Source organism: Sphingomonas sp. Leaf357, assembly GCF_001423845.1.
In the GTDB taxonomy this organism is placed as follows: domain Bacteria; phylum Pseudomonadota; class Alphaproteobacteria; order Sphingomonadales; family Sphingomonadaceae; genus Sphingomonas.
The window spans coordinates 632,598-649,732 of record NZ_LMPM01000002.1; the positions used below are offsets into that span (position 1 = coordinate 632,598).

The 17,135-nt window shown below is 66.7% G+C and carries 13 protein-coding genes and 1 tRNA gene; 9 read left to right on the plus strand and 5 right to left on the minus strand.

Features of this window, described 5'->3' with window-relative positions; all coding sequences use genetic code 11:
• The first annotated feature begins 12 nt into the window (after positions 1 to 12).
• From ASG11_RS16000 to ASG11_RS18490, 4 genes are read left to right on the plus strand one after another with little or no spacing between them, the layout of a single operon-like run.
• Positions 13 to 1,839, plus strand: a complete 1,827-nt coding sequence (locus tag ASG11_RS16000) for a hypothetical protein (RefSeq protein WP_156363840.1) — start codon at positions 13 to 15, stop codon at positions 1,837 to 1,839.
• 47 nt (positions 1,840 to 1,886) lie between these two features.
• Positions 1,887 to 3,230 carry a hypothetical protein gene (locus ASG11_RS16005; RefSeq protein WP_055782339.1) on the plus strand — a complete coding sequence of 448 codons (1,344 nt, stop codon included), beginning with the start codon at positions 1,887 to 1,889 and terminating at the stop codon, positions 3,228 to 3,230.
• A 28-nt stretch (positions 3,231 to 3,258) separates the two neighbouring features.
• Positions 3,259 to 3,516, plus strand: a complete 258-nt coding sequence (locus ASG11_RS18485) for a hypothetical protein (protein WP_082472885.1) — start codon at positions 3,259 to 3,261, stop codon at positions 3,514 to 3,516.
• Between the two features lie 15 nt (positions 3,517 to 3,531).
• Positions 3,532 to 5,154: a recombinase family protein gene (locus tag ASG11_RS18490; protein ID WP_082472886.1), complete on the plus strand. Its 1,623-nt coding sequence runs from the start codon at positions 3,532 to 3,534 to the stop codon at positions 5,152 to 5,154.
• On the opposite strand, the gene ASG11_RS16015 is transcribed toward ASG11_RS18490, so the two are convergent.
• A tRNA-Thr gene (locus tag ASG11_RS16015) sits at positions 5,125 to 5,200 on the minus strand. The genes ASG11_RS18490 and ASG11_RS16015 overlap by 30 nt on opposite strands.
• A gap of 204 nt (positions 5,201 to 5,404) precedes the next feature.
• On the opposite strand from ASG11_RS16015, the gene ASG11_RS16020 reads away from it, so the two are divergent.
• Complete coding sequence (locus tag ASG11_RS16020) at positions 5,405 to 6,658, plus strand: PAS domain-containing protein (protein WP_055782344.1); 1,254 nt, start codon at positions 5,405 to 5,407, stop codon at positions 6,656 to 6,658.
• A 222-nt stretch (positions 6,659 to 6,880) separates the two neighbouring features.
• On the plus strand, positions 6,881 to 11,506 hold the full coding sequence (locus ASG11_RS16025; RefSeq protein WP_055782346.1) for an NAD-glutamate dehydrogenase: 4,626 nt from the start codon (positions 6,881 to 6,883) through the stop codon (positions 11,504 to 11,506).
• Positions 11,507 to 11,616: 110 nt separating this feature from the next.
• On the opposite strand, the gene ASG11_RS16030 is transcribed toward ASG11_RS16025, so the two are convergent.
• From ASG11_RS16030 to ASG11_RS16045, 4 genes are all read right to left on the minus strand, one after another.
• On the minus strand, positions 11,617 to 11,871 hold the full coding sequence (locus ASG11_RS16030) for a ribbon-helix-helix domain-containing protein (RefSeq protein WP_055782349.1): 255 nt from the start codon (positions 11,869 to 11,871) through the stop codon (positions 11,617 to 11,619).
• Entirely contained in the window at positions 11,864 to 13,696 is a 1,833-nt protein-coding gene (gene cobT / locus ASG11_RS16035; RefSeq protein ID WP_055782352.1) for a cobaltochelatase subunit CobT, read from the minus strand. The genes ASG11_RS16030 and cobT overlap by 8 nt, the downstream gene beginning before the upstream one ends.
• A gap of 7 nt (positions 13,697 to 13,703) precedes the next feature.
• Positions 13,704 to 14,708, minus strand: a complete 1,005-nt coding sequence (cobS, locus tag ASG11_RS16040; protein ID WP_055782354.1) for a cobaltochelatase subunit CobS — start codon at positions 14,706 to 14,708, stop codon at positions 13,704 to 13,706.
• 112 nt (positions 14,709 to 14,820) lie between these two features.
• On the minus strand, positions 14,821 to 15,519 hold the full coding sequence (locus tag ASG11_RS16045; RefSeq protein ID WP_055782357.1) for a winged helix-turn-helix transcriptional regulator: 699 nt from the start codon (positions 15,517 to 15,519) through the stop codon (positions 14,821 to 14,823).
• 92 nt (positions 15,520 to 15,611) lie between these two features.
• On the opposite strand from ASG11_RS16045, the gene ASG11_RS16050 reads away from it, so the two are divergent.
• Genes ASG11_RS16050 through ASG11_RS16060 form a run of 3 tightly spaced genes read left to right on the plus strand, consistent with a single transcriptional unit; the run spans position 15,612 to position 17,117 of the window.
• Complete coding sequence (locus tag ASG11_RS16050) at positions 15,612 to 16,037, plus strand: VOC family protein (RefSeq protein WP_055782359.1); 426 nt, start codon at positions 15,612 to 15,614, stop codon at positions 16,035 to 16,037.
• A 25-nt stretch (positions 16,038 to 16,062) separates the two neighbouring features.
• The gene (locus ASG11_RS16055) at positions 16,063 to 16,716 is read left to right on the plus strand and encodes a glutathione S-transferase family protein (protein ID WP_055782362.1); all 654 of its coding nucleotides are present in this window, start codon (positions 16,063 to 16,065) and stop codon (positions 16,714 to 16,716) included.
• Between the two features lie 11 nt (positions 16,717 to 16,727).
• Positions 16,728 to 17,117, plus strand: a complete 390-nt coding sequence (locus ASG11_RS16060) for a DoxX family protein (RefSeq protein ID WP_055782366.1) — start codon at positions 16,728 to 16,730, stop codon at positions 17,115 to 17,117.
• The last annotated feature ends 18 nt before the right edge of the window (positions 17,118 to 17,135 follow it).

Below are 17,135 nucleotides of genomic sequence, written 5' to 3' on the forward strand. Positions count from 1 at the left end.
GCCGGCATCGCTGTGGAGATCGCGGCCGACCCCGATGCCGTCCCGGCGGCCGTTCTCTGCAAGGCGAAGCACTGGTGGGCCGCGTCCGCGGCGGGCATCCACATCATGGGACATGAGACGCGACGCGCTGGATGGCGCCATGGGCGACTGCCCGGCTTGCGTGACATCGTGGAGGAATTTCACCCCGTGTTCGACCGGATGATGGTCATGGCCCGCCGTCACGAGAAGAACGTGCCGCCCGAGCGGGAGACGGCGCTTCGGTCGCCGGCCAGCACCAAGGATCTATGGCAGGCGGCGATCTACCGCTGGTCGAGCTGGTCTGGCGTCGATACCGATCTCTGCCAGATATATTGTGACCGCAGCGGCAAGCTGGCCGATGATCCTGCGTACGCCGGACATGCTTATGACGCCGACCACGCCTTGGACGAACTGCTTCGCCAGGTGCTCGACGTCACTCTTATAGACTGGATCGGCCTGCTCGAGACGCTGCGGGTCACATGGCCGGCGATGTTCGACGCCACCTGGCGCCGCGACGCCAAGGCCGTGGACCGGCTCTCGCGCCAGAACCGGCGCCTGCCGGACATGCCGTTCCTGCGCGTCAGGAAGGAGCCCGCCGACAAGCTGCGGACCGTCGTCGCGATCTTCTGGGAAGCCGAGCGGCTGTTCGAGCTCATGCACGCTATCGGTGGTCGGCGCCGAGTCACGATGACCAGGCTGCTGTCGGCGCTCGCATCCACCTCGATGCTGGGCGCCGCCGTGGCGGCGGACGATTCGACCGGTCGCTACGTCGGCAGCATGTGGTGTCATCGCGGCGCGCTGGCCCTGCTGTTCGACGAGGGGCTGGCGACAGGCCATGACGCTCGTCACCCGCATCGATCGCTCGGCCCCGGCGGCGATGTCGGTGTAACCGACGAGATCGTGGGTTGCGTCAGCGACGCAGCTCTCGACCTCGCCGGCTTCAATGCACGCACCGCGCCACCCTTCGCACTCGATTCGCGACTGCGCGACGTCCAGGGTGAGGAACCCGTCGCCTTCTTCGCAGGGCGCGACGTTCGGTCGCTGGCGATCCGCTTCCTGCTCGAGGTGCGGGCGTGGCTCGGCGAATCGAAGGGGCGAAAGGCGGTTCTGGGGCCGCCGCTGTTCGAGATCGAAACCCCGAGTGCGATCGGCCGCCTTGCGCTGCTGACGATCGCGCGCGTCTGCCCCGATACGGCGCGGTCGATCATGCGAGAGGCCGTCGATGCCAAGATCGCCAGGACTGGCGGCTTGCATCCCAACGCCACGCCGGCCTTGGGTGACGTCGTGGCCAATCCACGCCGTTGGCGCGCGCTGTTCGGTGTGACGGCGCCAGTCATCTCTGTCGCCGCGCGCTCCGAGTGGCTGGGCAAGGACATCCTGAGCGGAATGGTGGGCAAGTTGCGCGAGGATGCCAGTCGTTTCGTGTCGCCCGATCCGGCGTCGCTCGGCCATACCACCTGCTTCGTGCCGTCGGCATGGTTCGAACCATATCGTGAAACGGCGATGCTTCAGATCGCTTGGGAGAATGTCGGCCGCGACCACGAGACGGCATTCCCCGGCTGCTTCGATCGTTCGATCCCGGCGGACGAACTCGCCTTCTGCCTACGGGTCGCGGCGCGCCAGCAGGTCGCTGCGACCGACATGCTGCTCGACCCCCATTGCCGCCAGCCAGACAGCGTTCGGTCGCCCAACCGCGGACGGGCAGGAACCGGGTCGCCAGCGCCGCCGCTACCGCCGACCGCGTCACAGCGGCTCCTGCTCGGACGGCTGAGGCTCGCCGGGATGGGGGGTCCGGTAAATCCGAAGGCCCCCAAGCGATAATTGCTCTCCCGCTCGCCGGCGATCCGCCGCGCGACGGGAGACAGACCGTGACCGACCAGACCGACTTCACCCAGATCGCCGCCGATTTCGCGGCAGCCCTCAAGCCTGTCGACGCGCCCGATGATCTTGCAGCCGTCCGAGACGCCACTGCGGCAGATGACATCGCCTCCGATGAAGAAGGAGAGGCAGTCATCTTGCCGGGAGACGACATCGACCCGGATACTACGACTGCGGTCGGCGACGAAGCAGAGACGGACGAAACGACCGTATCGCAGGGCAGCGCTGGCCCCGCGGCCTCAGAAAAGTCGCTGACGCAGGAGAAACGGGCCGGAGACGCGGATGGCAATTTCGAGGGCGGCACCGCGCACTTGGTTGGCGGCGATCCGCTGGGAACGGAGAGCGCCGAAACCAGGACCGACGGCGGCATCTTCGCCGAATTCCCCGCCGCACCGCGGCAGCCAGGCGAGTTCAAGGTCACGCTGTGCGACCTTCTCATCGGCGACCAGTCGCCGGGCGGCATCTACGACTTCGACAGCGGCGCAGGGGAAGCACTGCTCCACGCGGTTCGGACGCCGGAGAATATCGCGCCCATCGTGGTGATGAAGGTCGACAACGATTGGCACGTCGTTGACGGCTGGGCGCGCGTCACAGCCATGCGCTTCGAGTTTGGCAACACCGCAAATTTCCCGGTTCGTGCTATCGAATGGAATGGCACGCACGACGCGGGCCTCTACAACCGTTTCGCCGCGACGTTCCTGACGCTCAAGTCCCGCAAGATCGACAAGTCGATCCTACTCCTCCAGTTCCACCTCGCCTGGAAGGTGCCGCAGCTCGTACTGGGCGCGCGGATCGGCTGGACCGAGAGCCGGGTCACGCGCGAACTGGCTGCCGCTGGGGTGATGCTGGAGGCGCCGCGCTTCGCCGAGCTCCACGTCAAGGCGTGCGACCCGCCGATCGACTATCTGTACAAGGTCCAGCAGGCTCGGGTTGAAGCTGCGGCAGATGACAAGGCGCATCCGAAGCGCGCGCCCGAGAAAGGCGCGGCCGCGAAGCTCGACACTAAGCTGGAGGCGCTGCTCGCGAAACCCGAACGCTTCACCACCGCGGAGGCGCTGGCGAAGCTCGGTATCGGCAAGTCGGACAAGGCTAAGTTGATCTCCGCGAAGAACGAACCGGGGGACGTCTACGCCTTGTCTTTCGAGCCCGAAGCGCCGGCGATCATCGACTGCGTTGAGGACTCTGGCGGCGACGCCGTCGCCATGGTCGAGATGGGCACCGACCAGCTCCCCAGCATCCGCCTGCTGGTCGACATGACCACGCTGGAGGATCGTCGAAGGGCCGAGGTGCGCCACCTCGTCCACGAAGCGGTCGACCGGCTCCTCGGTTTCTGAGGCTACCGACCGCATCAGGAATTCGGTCGTGGCCGGCCATGATCTTCCGATCTCGTCGTCGCCCGAGAACTCGACGGCAGGCGCGGGTGACTCGTTTTCGGACGAGACGGGGCGACCGGTTCCGCCCGCCGGGGTTGACCTGTCACGTCCGGTCGATTCTGATGCGGAGCGCGTCAGCACCGACATCCCCGAGCGGCTCGATGTACTCCTGCCGGGCGAGGCGGCGCTCGTATATCAGTATCTGCGCGGCCGGCTCACGACGCTGTTCGACGATGCTGCCGACTGATCGGGAGACACACGTATGACCCAGCCGCTTCGTGCCTACATCTACGCCCGTGTTTCGAACGACGATGAGGACGGCAACAATGCATCCGGCGTGGCCCAACGTGCGGCCTGTCGCGCATGGTGCGAGAAGCAGGGTGTCGAAGTCGTCGAGGAATTCGAGGAGCTTAATGTCTCCGGTCGCAAGCTGAAGCGGCGCGAATTCGACCGGATGATTGCCCAGGCGACAGCGGCAAACAGGCCCGTGCAGATCATCGTCGTTTACATGCTCTCCCGATTTGCGCGGCGGCTGCTCACCCAGATGACGGCGGAACACAAGCTCGATGAAGCAGGTGTCCGACTGGTGTCTGTGGTCGAGGACATCGCGGACGACGCCAATGGTCGTTTCATGCGGGGTATGATCGGTCTGATAAACGAAAAATACGCCAACGACGCCTCGATCTTCACCGCTCGCGACCGCCGCGGCAACGCTGCCGCCGGCTATTGGAATGGCGGCCCCATTCCCTTTGGTTATGAATCCCGCGTGGTCGTGACTGACGGGCGTAAGGGCCGCAGGAAGCTCTTCATCGTGGAAGCCGAGGCGGCCGTCATTCGGCTGATCTACGAACTCGCCGATGTTGGCCTGACCGGCCGGGCGATGGGAACGCGCGCGATTGCGGCGCACCTCAATGCCAACGGCTACACGTTTCGCGGCAAGCGGTTCTTCCACAGCAACGTCGACGGCATCCTCACACGGGAGCATTACAGCGGTTCCTATCGCGATCGCACGATGGACGCAAAGGGCGTTAAGCCAACCGAAGAGGAGGCGATCGTCATTGCGTGCCCGCAGATCGTCGCTCCCGATCAGATCGCCCGGGTTGCTGCCATCCGCGCCAGAGCGGCACCGTCCGTCACACCGCCGAGGGTCACGAACTCGCCTGTCCTATTGGGCGGCATCGCGACCTGCGGCCATCCCGAGTGCGGTTCCGGCATGGTCCTGCGCACTGGCAAGGGGGGTGCCTATCGTTATTACGTCTGCAATCGGAAGGCGACCGCGGGTGCCGCGACTTGCCCGAGCAAGGCGATACGCGAAGCTGCACTCGACAGCATCGTGCTCGACGGACTGCTTGATCGCGTTCTGCAGCCCGACCGGTTGAAGGTGTTGCTGGCGGATGTCCTCGACCGCTCGGACGACGCCGAGAAGCGCCGCAAAGACGATCTCGATCGCGTCCGCCGAGAGCGGATCGCGGCTGAAGCCCGGTTGCGCCGTCTGCTGGAATTGGTCGAAGAAGGATTGATGAGCCCCCGCGACCCGATCTTCGGCGACAAGCTCGCCGAGGGACGCTCCTCGATCACGGCTTTGACCGAAACCGAGCGCAGCCTGCAGACGCAGCTCGGTGCCTGCACTCGCGTCATCGACGACGCCTCAGTCGAGCGGTTTGGTGCGATGCTCCGCGCCGAGATCTTGGGCGAGAACGCCGAGCTGCGGCGCTCTTACGTTCGGATGCTGATCGGCGACGTGTCGGTCAACGACAACGAGATCGTGATCGCCGGCTCCACGGCGGCGCTCGAAGCTGCTGCAACCAGCGGTAGTCTGACCGGCGCGACCGCGGTTCGCGGTTTTGACCGGAAGTGGTGCCGCTTACAGGACTCGAACCTGTGACCCCCGCATTACGAATGCGATGCTCTACCAACTGAGCTAAAGCGGCGTGCGTGGCGGTCGGTGCGACCTTCACGAGGCGGCGCGGTTAGCAGGTCCGTGGCACCCTTACAAGCGTCGTCGCGCGCTTCGTGCGCTATCTTCGTCGATCTGCGGATCGGGCGCGCTTCCTTTACCCAACGTTTACCATGCCGGATGCACAAGCGTGCCGTGTAACGGATCGCCTGCGCGGTTCACGAAGGGTATATGCGCAATGGACAATGTTCGCGGCTTCGATGGCGACCTGAACGCGGAGGAGATCGATCTCGGCTATGACGAGCCCGTCGTCAGCGAGCCCAAGATCGAGATCGGCACCGACGAGCGGCGCATGCATGTGCGCGCGTACAATCACTGGGTCTCGCTGCTGCGCGGCCGCGCATATCCCTCGATCGAGGATCTCGACCCCGCCAACATCGCCGATTTCGGGCCGCATGCCGTGCTGCTCGATTTCTCGCGCGGGATCGAGGATCCCGTCATCGCCTATCTCGGGTCCGCCTTGCGCGCGGAATGCGATCTCGATGCCTCGGTGACGCTGATCTCGCAGGTGCCTAGCCGGTCCTTGCTGTCGCGCCTGACCGACCATTACCTGCAGATTATCGCCAATCGCGCGCCGATCGGCTTCGAGGCGGAATTCGTGTCGCAGCGCGGGTTCAACACAATGTATCGCGGCATCCTGATGCCGTTCTCGTCCGACGAGGACACGATCGATTTCATCTACGGCGTGATCAACTGGAAGGAACTGGTCGACGCCGAGACGCAGGCGCAGTTGGATGCCGAGGTTCAAGCCGCCGTGCGCGCCGTGCCGCAGCGGGCCGCCGCGACTCCGGTCTGGGCCGATGGTCCGAGCGCGGAGCGTGAGGAGACCGGCGAACTCGAACTGACCGTCGTGGCCAATCTCGCCGACCAGCTGATGCTGGCGCAGCAGACCGCCGCCGCCGTCCGCGCCGCCGACACGCGCACCCGCGCCACCCTGTACCGCGCTCTGGGCCGCGCGCACGATTTTGCCGCCGCCGCCGATCGCGATCCGGCCGCGTACGAGGCGTTGCTCGACCAGGCCGGCATCACGCTGCAATTGCGCGCGCCGATGACGCCGATCGTCAAGCTCGTCTTCGGCGCCGATTACGACAAGACCCGCCTGACCGAATACGCCGCCGTGCTGGGCCATGCCCGCCGCGTCGGCGTGGATACCGGCGCGCTGGGTGAATTCCTCGATACGTTCGAGGGCGGGATCAAGGGCGTGGTGAAGGCCGAGCGCGCCTTGCGCCAGCCGGCCGCGAAGCCGGCACCCGATCATCGCGCGACGCTGGCCAAGAAGGCCGTGCTGGCCGATGTCGCGCTGGAAACCGGCGTGGCGGACGGCGATTACGTCGTGCTGCTCGCGCGCTCCAACGGTGTCGGCGGATTGCAGGTCGTGGCCGCGATCGGCGACGCTGCGCTGACCGAAAAGGCGATGCGCGCGGCTGGCTGAGAATTTTTCGCACGAAGACACGAAGCCACGAAGAAGAACCTGTTGAAATTTTGCTGCGCGGATCGGGCGTCTTTCTTGCCGCTTTCGCGGCGAAATTCCCGACTCGTCGTGGCTTCGTGTCTTCGCGCGAGTCTCCACCTTCTGCTCCAACCCGCTGCCCAACCTTTAGGCATCAGACACAGGGGTTGAGCTAAAAAAGCGGCAGGCGCATAGGATGTGCCCATGGCCAAGACCACGCTGAAATCGCTGTCGGACGCGCTTGCCGCCCGGCTGACCAAGGGCGCACTTCCAGGGGAGTTGCAGAATTTCGGCAGGAAGGAGCGCGCCGAGGCCGCCGCCTTCGTCGCCGCGACCGCCGAGAAGCGCATCGCCGGCACGCCCGCGATCGAACTGGAGGCGTTGCCCGGCGCCGACCCCAACGAAACGCGCCGCCGCATGCGCCTGGCGATCATCAACGACGACATGCCGTTCCTGGTCGATTCGATCGCCGCGACGATCGGTGCGCACACGATCGGCATCGATCGCATCATCCACCCCGTGCTGTGCGTCACGCGCGACGCCGCCGGCGCACTGACCGAGGTCGGCGATACCGGCGCGCCCGAATCGATGATCTATATCGAGCTGGAACGCGCCGATGCGCGCGAGCGCCGCGTGCTGATCGGCGAACTGGAACGCAATCTGGCCGACGTGCGCGCCGCGGTGGCCGACTGGCCGGCGCTGCAACGCACGATCGCCGCCGATGCCGAGGCCCTGCAGTCGAGCAGCCTGTTCGATCTCGACGGCGAAGGCGCGGAATTGCTGCGCTGGTTCCTGGACGGGCATTTCACCCTGCTCGGCCATGAATCGTGGAGCAACGGCCAGAGCGTCGAGCGGATCGGCATCACCCGCCACCGCCACGACGTGCCGCTGCTGGCCGAGGCGTCGCGCACCGCCGCGCTCGACTATTTCGCGGGCGGCGGCGAGGCGCCGCTGCTGCTCAAATCGAACCTCATTTCCAGCGTCCACCGCCACGTGCCGCTCGATCTGGTGCTGGTGCCGGTGGTCGAGGGCAGCGAGGTCGTCGGCCTCTCGATCCATGCCGGGCTGTGGACCAGTGCGGCGCTCGGCGCGCCGCCGCAGGACGTGCCGCTGCTGCGCACCCGGCTCGCCGCGCTGGAGGCGAAGTTCGGTTTCGATCCCAAGGGCCATACCGGCAAGGCGCTGACCCATGCGCTCGCGGCGCTGCCGCACGATCTCGTCACCGCGTTCGACGCAGACAGTCTCGAGAACCTCGCGCTCACCGCCATGTCGCTGGCGGATCGCCCGCGCCCCAAGCTGGTGCTGGTGCGCTCGATCCTCGGGCGGCACATGTTCGCCTTCGTCTGGCTGCCGCGCGACGACCTGACCACCGCGCGCCGCGTCGCGATCGGCGAGATGCTGGGCGAGGCGTGCAACGGCGCGTTGCTCAACTGGTCGATCGCGCTGGAGGACGGCGTCGTCGCGATGATGCGCTACACGTTCGATCTGCGCGGCGAAGGACATATGCCCGATCCGGCGCCGCTCGACGTGCGGCTCGCCCGCATGGTGCGCGGCTGGGTGCCGGCGGTGGAGGCGGCGCTGGGCGAACTGGTCGATCCGACCCGCGCCGCGCGTCTCGCTCTGGGCCACGCCGCCACCTTCCCGCAAGGCTATCGCAACGCGACGTCCGCCGAAGAGGCCGCGCGCGACATCCTGTGCCTCGCCCGGCTGGAAAGCCCGACCGACCGCACCGTGCGCATGTTCAACGATGTCGGCCGCGGATCGCGCCTGAAGATCTACCGCGAGGGCGGCGCGCTGGCGCTGTCCGATGCGGTGCCGGTGCTGGAGAATTTCGGCTTCCGCGTGATCGAGGAGATCCCGACCGCGCTGTCCGGCGACACCGAGGGCTTCGTCCACGAATTCCTGGTCGAGGCGGCGACCGCGTTCAAGGGCGACCCCAAAGTGCTCGAGGACGCCATCGCCGCCGTGCTGGAAGGCAAGGCCGAGAATGATGCGTTCAACCGTCTGATCGTCGATGCCGGCATGGCCCCCAGCGCGGTCGTGCTGTTCCGCGCCTGGTTCCGCTATCTGCGCCAGGCCGGCCTGCCCTACGGCCTCACCACCGTGGTCGACGCGCTGCGCCGCGCGCCCGCCGTCGCCGGATATCTGATCGACCGGTTCAACGCCGCGCACGATCCGCAGCGCACCGGGGACAGCATCCCGGCCACCGATGCCGCGATCGAACGCGGCCTCGATGCCGTCTCGGCGATCGACGACGATCGCATCCTGCGCGCGATCCGCAGCGTGATCGTCGCGTGCCTGCGCACCAACGCCTTCGCCCCCGCCGGGCAGACCGCTTTGGCGTTCAAGCTCGACAGCCACCTCGTCCCCGGCCTGCCCGCGCCGGTGCCGTGGCGCGAGATCTGGGTGTACAGCCCCCGCGTCGAGGGCATCCACCTGCGCGCCGGCCCGGTCGCGCGCGGCGGCCTGCGCTGGTCCGACCGGCGCGACGATTTCCGCACCGAAATCCTCGGCCTGATGAAGGCGCAGCGCGTGAAGAACGCGGTGATCGTGCCGACCGGCGCCAAGGGCGGTTTCTATCCCAAGCAGCTCCCATTGGGCTCGAACCGCGACGCCTGGCTGGCCGAGGGGACGGAAAGCTACCGCATCTTCATCCGGACCTTGCTCTCGATCACCGACAACATCGTCGAAAACGTCGTCGTCCACCCGGCCGACGTGCGTGTGCTCGACGGCGAGGATCCCTATTTCGTCGTCGCCGCCGACAAGGGCACCGCGACCTTCTCCGACGTCGCCAATGCGATCGCGCTGGAGCATGATTTCTGGCTCGGCGACGCTTTCGCCTCCGGCGGCTCGGTCGGCTACGATCACAAGGCGATGGGCATCACCGCCAAGGGCGCCTGGCTCTCAGTCCAGCGCCACTTCGCCGAACGCGGCGTGGACGTGCAGAGCGATCCCATCACCGTCGTCGGGTGCGGTGACATGTCGGGCGACGTGTTCGGCAACGGCATGCTGCTGTCCAAGACGCTCAGGATCGTCGCGGCCTACGACCACCGCCACATCTTCCTCGATCCCGATCCCGATCCGGCGGCATCGTGGGAGGAGCGCAACCGCATGTTCGCCCTGCCCCGCTCGAGCTGGGCGGATTACGATGCCAAGCTGATCTCCAAGGGCGGCGGTGTTTTCCCGCGCACCGACAAGACGATCAAGCTGAGCAAGCAGATCCGCGCCGCGCTTGGCACCGATGCGCAGGAAATGGAGCCGACCGCGCTCATCTCGACGATCCTGAAGGCCCCGGTCGATCTGATCTGGTTCGGCGGCATCGGCACCTATGTGAAGGCGGCGGCCGAAAACAACATCTCGGTCGGCGATCCGGCCAATGACCGCCTGCGCGTCGATGCCGAGGATCTGCGCGCCACCGCGATCGGCGAGGGCGCGAATCTCGGCGTCACGCAGGCCGCGCGCATCGCCTTCTCCGCACGCGGCGGCCGGATCAACACCGACTTCATCGACAACAGTGCCGGCGTCGATTGCTCGGACAACGAGGTCAACATCAAGATCGCGCTCAACCGCGAGATGATCGAGGGTCGCCTCGCCTACGAAAAGCGCAACACCTTCCTCGCGAGCATGACCGACGACGTCGCGCATCTCGTGCTGGAGGACAATCGCCTGCAGACGCTGGCGCTGTCGGTGGCCGAGAATGACGGCGCGCAGGCCCTGCCGAGCTATGTCCGCGTGATCGAGATCTTCGAGAGCGCCGGCCGGCTCGACCGCGCGGTCGAGGGCCTCGCTTCGAACGACGATCTGCTGCGCCGCGTGCAGGAGTTGCGCGGCCTGACCCGGCCCGAACTCGCGGTGCTGCTGGCAACCGCCAAGCTCGCGCTGCAGGACGCGATCGAACATAGCGATCTCGGCACCGACGACGAACTGCGCGGCGATCTCCACGCCGCCTTCCCGCGCGCGATGCAGAAGAAGTTCGCCAAGGCGATCGACGAACATCGCCTGCGCGGCGAGATCGTCGCGACCAAGCTCGCCAACCGCATCGTCAACCGCATGGGCGTGCTCTACCCGTTCGAACTGGCCGAGGAGGAGGGCGCCGGCATGGCCGACATCGCCGCCTTGTTCGTGGTGGCGGAACGGCTGTTCGACCTGCCCGATCTGTGGGCCGAGATCGAAACCGCCGCAATGCCGGAAGCCGCGCGCATCGCCCTGTTCGACGAGGTCGCCGTGGCGACGCGTGCGCAGATCGCCGATCTGCTCCGCGTTTCGCCCCCCGGTGCCAGTCCCGCTCAGGTGCTGGGTCGTCTTGCCAAGGGCATCGCCTCGCTCGACAAGCAGACCAAGCATCTGCTCCTCGCCGAAGCCAGCGCGCAGAGCGCCCGCATCGCCGCCCGGCTCGAAGCGGCCGGCGCACCGAAGAAGCTGGTGCAGAAAACGGTCCGCCTGTTCGAACTCGACGGCGCGGTCGGCCTCGCCGATCTCGGCGAGCGGCTGAAGCTGGACGAACTGGTGCTCACGCGCGCCTTTACCCGGCTGGGCCAGGCGCTCGGGCTCGATTGGGCGCAAGCCAATGCCGCGCGCATTTCCCCCAGCGATCCGTGGGAACGCCTGCTCATCGCCGGCCTCGCGCGCGACTTCCAGCAATTGCGGCTCGAATTTCTCGGCCGCGGCTCTGGCGACCCGCAAGCGCAGGTCGAGGCGTGGCTATCAGCCAATGCCGGCCGCGTCGCGCAGTTCAAGGCCGTGGTCGATCGCGCAAAGGGTGCCGCAGCCCCGAACGCCGCGATGCTCGCGCAGATCGCCGGTCAGGCCCGGGTGCTGCTGGGGCGGTAAACCTATCCACAGGCCAACCCGTCACCCCGGACTTGTTCCGGGGTCCACTTCTCCACTCAGGCGACAGAGGTCGTTGCGCGGTGGACCCCGGAACAAGTCCGGGGTGACGGTCAGGAATTGAGCGCGGTAGCCTCCCCCAAAACCCAACACCGGATCGCGCTCGCCAGGTTCGGCGGATCGTCCCCCAAAATCCGCACCGCGTCGATCTGCGCCACCAGCGCACTCAGCGGCAGCTTGCGATCCGCGGCCGCCGCCTCCAGCGCCCTCCAGAACACCGGCTCCAGACTGATCGACGTCTGGTGCCCGGCGATCGTCACCGATCGTTTCACCGGCCCGCGAAACCCGCCTTCCGGCGCCTCAATCATTCTTGTCGAACAGCGCCGCCAGTTGCTCGATGATCGCGCCGCCGAGTTGCTCGGCATCCATGATCGTCACCGCGCGATTGTAATAGCGCGTCACGTCGTGCCCGATGCCGATCGCCACCAGTTCCACCGGCGACTTGGTCTCGATCCACCCGATCACCTGCCGCAGATGCCGTTCGAGATAGCTTCCGGAATTCACCGAAAGCGTCGAATCGTCCACCGGCGCGCCGTCGGAAATGACCATCAGGATCTTGCGATCCTCCGGCCGCCCGATCAGCCGGCCATGTGCCCAGATCAGCGCCTCGCCGTCGATATTCTCCTTCAGCAGCCCCTCGCGCATCATCAGCCCGAGGTTCGGCTTGGCCCGCCGCCACGGCTCGTCGGCCTTCTTGTAGACGATGTGCCGCACGTCGTTCAGCCGCCCCGGCTGCGGCGGCCGTCCGGCGGCAAGCCACGTCTCGCGCGCCTGCCCACCCTTCCACGCCCGCGTCGTGAAGCCGAGGATTTCGGTCTTCACCCCGCACCGCTCCAGCGTCCGCGCCAGAATATCGGCGCTGATCGCCGCGATCGAGATCGGCCGTCCGCGCATCGACCCGGAATTGTCGATCAGCAGCGTGACGACGGTGTCCTTGAAGTCCGTTTCGCGCTCGATCTTGTAGCTCAGCGACTGCATCGGGTTGACCACGACCCGCGCCAGCCGCGCCGCGTCGAGCATGCCCTCTTCCTGGTCGAAGTCCCACGACCGGCTCTGTTGAGCCATCAGGCGTCGCTGCAATCGGTTGGCGAGCTTCGTCACCGCGCCCTGCAGATGCACCAATTGCTGGTCGAGATAGGAGCGCAACCGCGCCAGTTCGTCGGCGTCGCACAATTCGGTCGCCGCGATCACCTCGTCATAGGCGGTGGTCCACGCCTTGTAATCGAACTGCCCGGCGAAATCCTGCATCGGGCGGTTGGGACGGACGGGCAGCATCCCGTCTTCGCCCTCGTCGCCCGGCTCGCCGTCCATGTCCTCGAAATCTTCGTCGCCCTGTTCGGCGGTGTCGCCGTCCTGCGATTCGGCATCGCGCTCGGACCCGCGCGCCTCGACCTCGCCCTGTCCATCCTCGCCTTCGCTCTCGCCGTCCTCGCCCTCGTCGGACTGCTGCTCGTCGGTGCCCTCGTCGTCGTTGCCGCCCTCGTCGCTGTCCTCGGGGATCATGTCCCCTTCGATCAGCTCCAGATCCTCCAGCAGCCGCGTGGTGAGCGTCGCGAACGCCTTCTGGTCGTCGATCGCGAACGCCAGTGCGTCGAGATCCTTGCCGGCTTTCTCCTCGATCCAGTCGCGCACCAGCGCCATGCCCGGCGCGGTGACGGCCGGCGCGCCCTGCCCGGTCAACCGCTCGCGCACCATCAGCCCGAGCGCGGTCGACAGCGGCACTTCCTCCTTCGAACGCGCGCGCGTGATCGGATCGGCGCGCAGCTTCATGTCGAGCGCGGTCGCCAGATTGGCCGCGATCCCGGCATAGCCGCGCGATCCCAGCGCCTCGACCCGAGCGCCTTCCACCGCGTCGAACACCGCGCGCGCCACCGCTTCGCCCGGTGCCGCGCGCATGTGCATCGCCGCGTCGTGATGTTTCAGCCGCAGTGCGAACCCGTCGGCGAACCCGCGCGCCTCCGCCACCTGTTCGGCCGGCAACGTGCGCGCCGGCATCGGCACCTTGATGTGCTTGCCCGAACTCGTCGGCGCATCGGCGGTGAAGGCGAGTTCGATCTCGGGCTCGTCGGCCAGCGCGCGCGACGTGCCGCCGAGCACGGCCTTGAACCTGTCGAGCGGCGTCTCCGTCGTCACTTTATCGTCAAGCCTTGCCCACGACGCTCTCGGGCAGGTCCTTGCCGAACACGCGCTGGTAATATTCCGCCACCAGCGACCGTTCCGCCTCGTCGCACTTGTTGAGGAAGCTCAGGCGGAACGCGAAGCCGACATCCTTGAAGATCAGCGCGTTCTGCGCCCAGGTGATCACGGTGCGCGGGCTCATCACGGTCGAGATGTCGCCGTTGATGAAGCCGCGCCGGGTCAGTTCGGCCACACGGACCATGTTGTCGACCTGGGTCTTGCCTTCCGGCTTGTCGTATTCGCCCGATTTGGCGAGTACGATCTGCGCCTCGACCGCGGCGGGCAGATAGTTCAGCGTCACGACGATGTTCCAGCGGTCCATCTGGCCCTGGTTGATCTGCTGCGTGCCGTGATACAGGCCGCTCGTATCGCCGAGGCCCACCGTATTGGCGGTCGCGAACAGGCGGAAATTGGGGTTGGGGCGGATCACGCGATTCTGGTCGAGCAGCGTCAGCTTGCCCTCCGTCTCCAGCACGCGCTGGATCACGAACATCACGTCGGGGCGGCCGGCATCATATTCGTCGAACACCAACGCGGTCGGCGTCTGCAGCGCCCAGGGCAGCAGGCCCTCGCGGAATTCGGTGATCTGCTTGCCGTCCTTCAGTACGATCGCGTCGCGCCCGACCAGATCGATGCGGCTGATATGCGCGTCCAGATTGATGCGGATGCACGGCCATTTAAGGCGCGCGGCGACCTGCTCGATATGCGTCGACTTGCCGGTGCCGTGATAGCCCTGCACCATCACGCGGCGGTTGAAGGCGAAGCCGGCGCAGATCGCCAGCGTCGTGTCGGCATCGAACACATAGGCCGGATCGAGATCGGGCACGCGCTCGTCGGCTTCGCTGAACGCCGGAACTTCCATGTCCGAATCGATCCCGAACATCTCGCGCACGGTGACCATGCGGTCGGGTGCGTCCAGGATCGTCGTCTCGCGGCTGTCGGGCTGGATATTGGGGATGTCGGTCATGGCTTTGGAACACCGTTTAGGCTGAGCTTTCTCGAAGCCCTGTCCCTCGCTCAACGCGCGAAAAGCAAGAACGGCACTTCGACAGGCTCAGTGCGAACGGAAAGGGCCTACGTCAAGCCGAACCTGCCTTCTCCGGCATGGGCAGCATCGTCGCGAACCGTTCGAACGCCGCCCGGTCGCCGGCGATCGCCAGCGCGCCGTCCGCTGCCAGCGCGTCCAGCGGCACGCCGCCATACACCGCCGCCGCCACGCCGTGCGTCGCTGCGGTGATTGTCACGTCGGGATCGTCCAGCGCGCCGCGCCCGATGCCCATCTCGCCGTCGCGTACCGTCAGCCAGAACGTCTCCTCGCCGATCACGAACACCATGCGCACCCGGAAATCCCCGGCGAGCGCGGGCGAGAACATCGTGCGCAGCGACAGCATCAGCGAGATCGGGCTGAACGGCCGCGTCGGATCGTGGCTCGGCGATTTCGCGGCCCAGCGCCCGAGCGCCTGGAACACCGGGCTGGCCTCCTGCCCCCACGGCGTCAGGCCGTACACCTGCACCGATGCCGGCGGCGGCAGCATGAAACGCCGCACGATGCCCGACGCCTCCAGCCCGGCGAGCCGCTGCGTCAGCACGTTGGCGCTGAGCAGCGGCAGGCTCTTGCGCAACTCGCCGAACCGCCGGGGGCCCATCATCAGTTCGCGCATCACCGGCAGGGCCCAGCGCTCGCCGATGATGTCCATCCCGTGCGTCGCCGCGCAGGCATCGTCGTAGCGGCGCTTGTCAGCCGCTTTCGACGACTCGGTTATTTTTTCTAACTTCATAGTTGCATTATGTAACCAAGAGGTGCATCAACGTCAAATAGCGATTCGCGAATAGCTGCGTTTCGAAAAACAGGAGCAGTGCCGTGACCAAGATGATCTTCGTAAACCTGCCCGTGGCGGACGTCGCCGCATCGACCGCGTTCTACGAGGCGATCGGGATGGTGAAGAACGAGAAATTCTCCAATGCTCAGGCGTCCGCGATGAACTGGTCGGACACGATCCACTTCATGCTGCTCGATCACGCATTCTACGCGACCTTCACGGACAAGAAGATCATCGACGCCAAGACCAGCAGCGGCATGCTGATCGCTTTGTCGCTGGACAGCCGCACGGACGTCGACGCGATCACCCAGGCGGCGGTGACGGCCGGCGGCACCGAGCTGCACGATCCCGAGGACATGGGCTTCATGTATTCGCGCGCCTTCGCCGACCCCGACGGCCACGGCTTCGGTCCGTTCTGGATGGACCCCGCCGCCGCCGAGAACGGCCCCGAACACATGGCGGACGCCGCCGCCTGATCGGCCCCAAGACCGGAGAGAAGAGATGACCCCGACCATCACCGGCTTCACCTGGGTGCCGCAGTTCGCGCGTGGCTTCGTCCGCGACATCCGCGCGCGCTGGGCGTTCGAAGAGGCGGGACAGGCCTATGCCGTCACGCTGATCGACGGCGATTACGTCAAGAGCCAGACGCATCGCCGGTTCCAGCCGTTCGGCCAGATCCCGACCTATCGCGACGATCAGGTCGAGATCTTCGAATCCGGCGCGATCGTGATGTACATCTGCGAACGGGCGAACGTGCTGACGCCCGCCGATCCCGCCGCCCGGGCCCGCGCGGTACAATGGCTGATCGCGGCGCTGAACTCGGTCGAGCCGTTCGTCATGGCCCTGGCGATCAACGACATCTTCGAGGCCGACCGGGACTGGTCGAAGAAGCGCCACGACAAGGTGGTGGAGGATCTGAACGGCCGGCTCAAGGACCTGTCCGACGCGCTCGGCGGTCGGGCCACGCTCGACGGGGGCGACTTCACCTTCGGCGATCTGATGATGGTGTCGGTGCTGGGCGGCCTGCGCGGCACGGGCGTGCTCGACTCCTTCCCCGATCTTGCCGCCTATGTCGCGCGCGGCGAACAGCGACCGGCGCACGTGAAGGCGATGGCCGATCATCTCGCCAGCTTCACCGACGCCGTCGCGGCCTGAAGGGACCAGACATGGACACACCCCGCACCCTCTGGATCGGTCGCGTGCTGACCGGCCTCGCCATCCTGTTCTTCCTGATGGACGCCGGTGGCAAGCTGATCGCGCCCGCCGCGATGATCGCCAACAGCCCTCCTCTCGGCCTGCCCGCGACGGTGGACTTCTACCGCCTGCTCGGCGCGATCGCCTTGATCTGCACCGCGCTCTATGCCTGGCCCAGGACCAGCGTGCTCGGCGCGGTCTTGCTCACCGGCTATCTCGGCGGCGCGATCGCCTGCCAGTTGCGCGTCGGCAGCCCGCTGTTCAGCCACACGCTGTTCGGCCTCTACATCGCGCTGTTCGTATGGGGCGGGCTGTGGCTGCGCGACGCCCGGCTGCGCGCGATCTTCCCCGTCATCCGCTAGACTGAACCAGAACAGGAG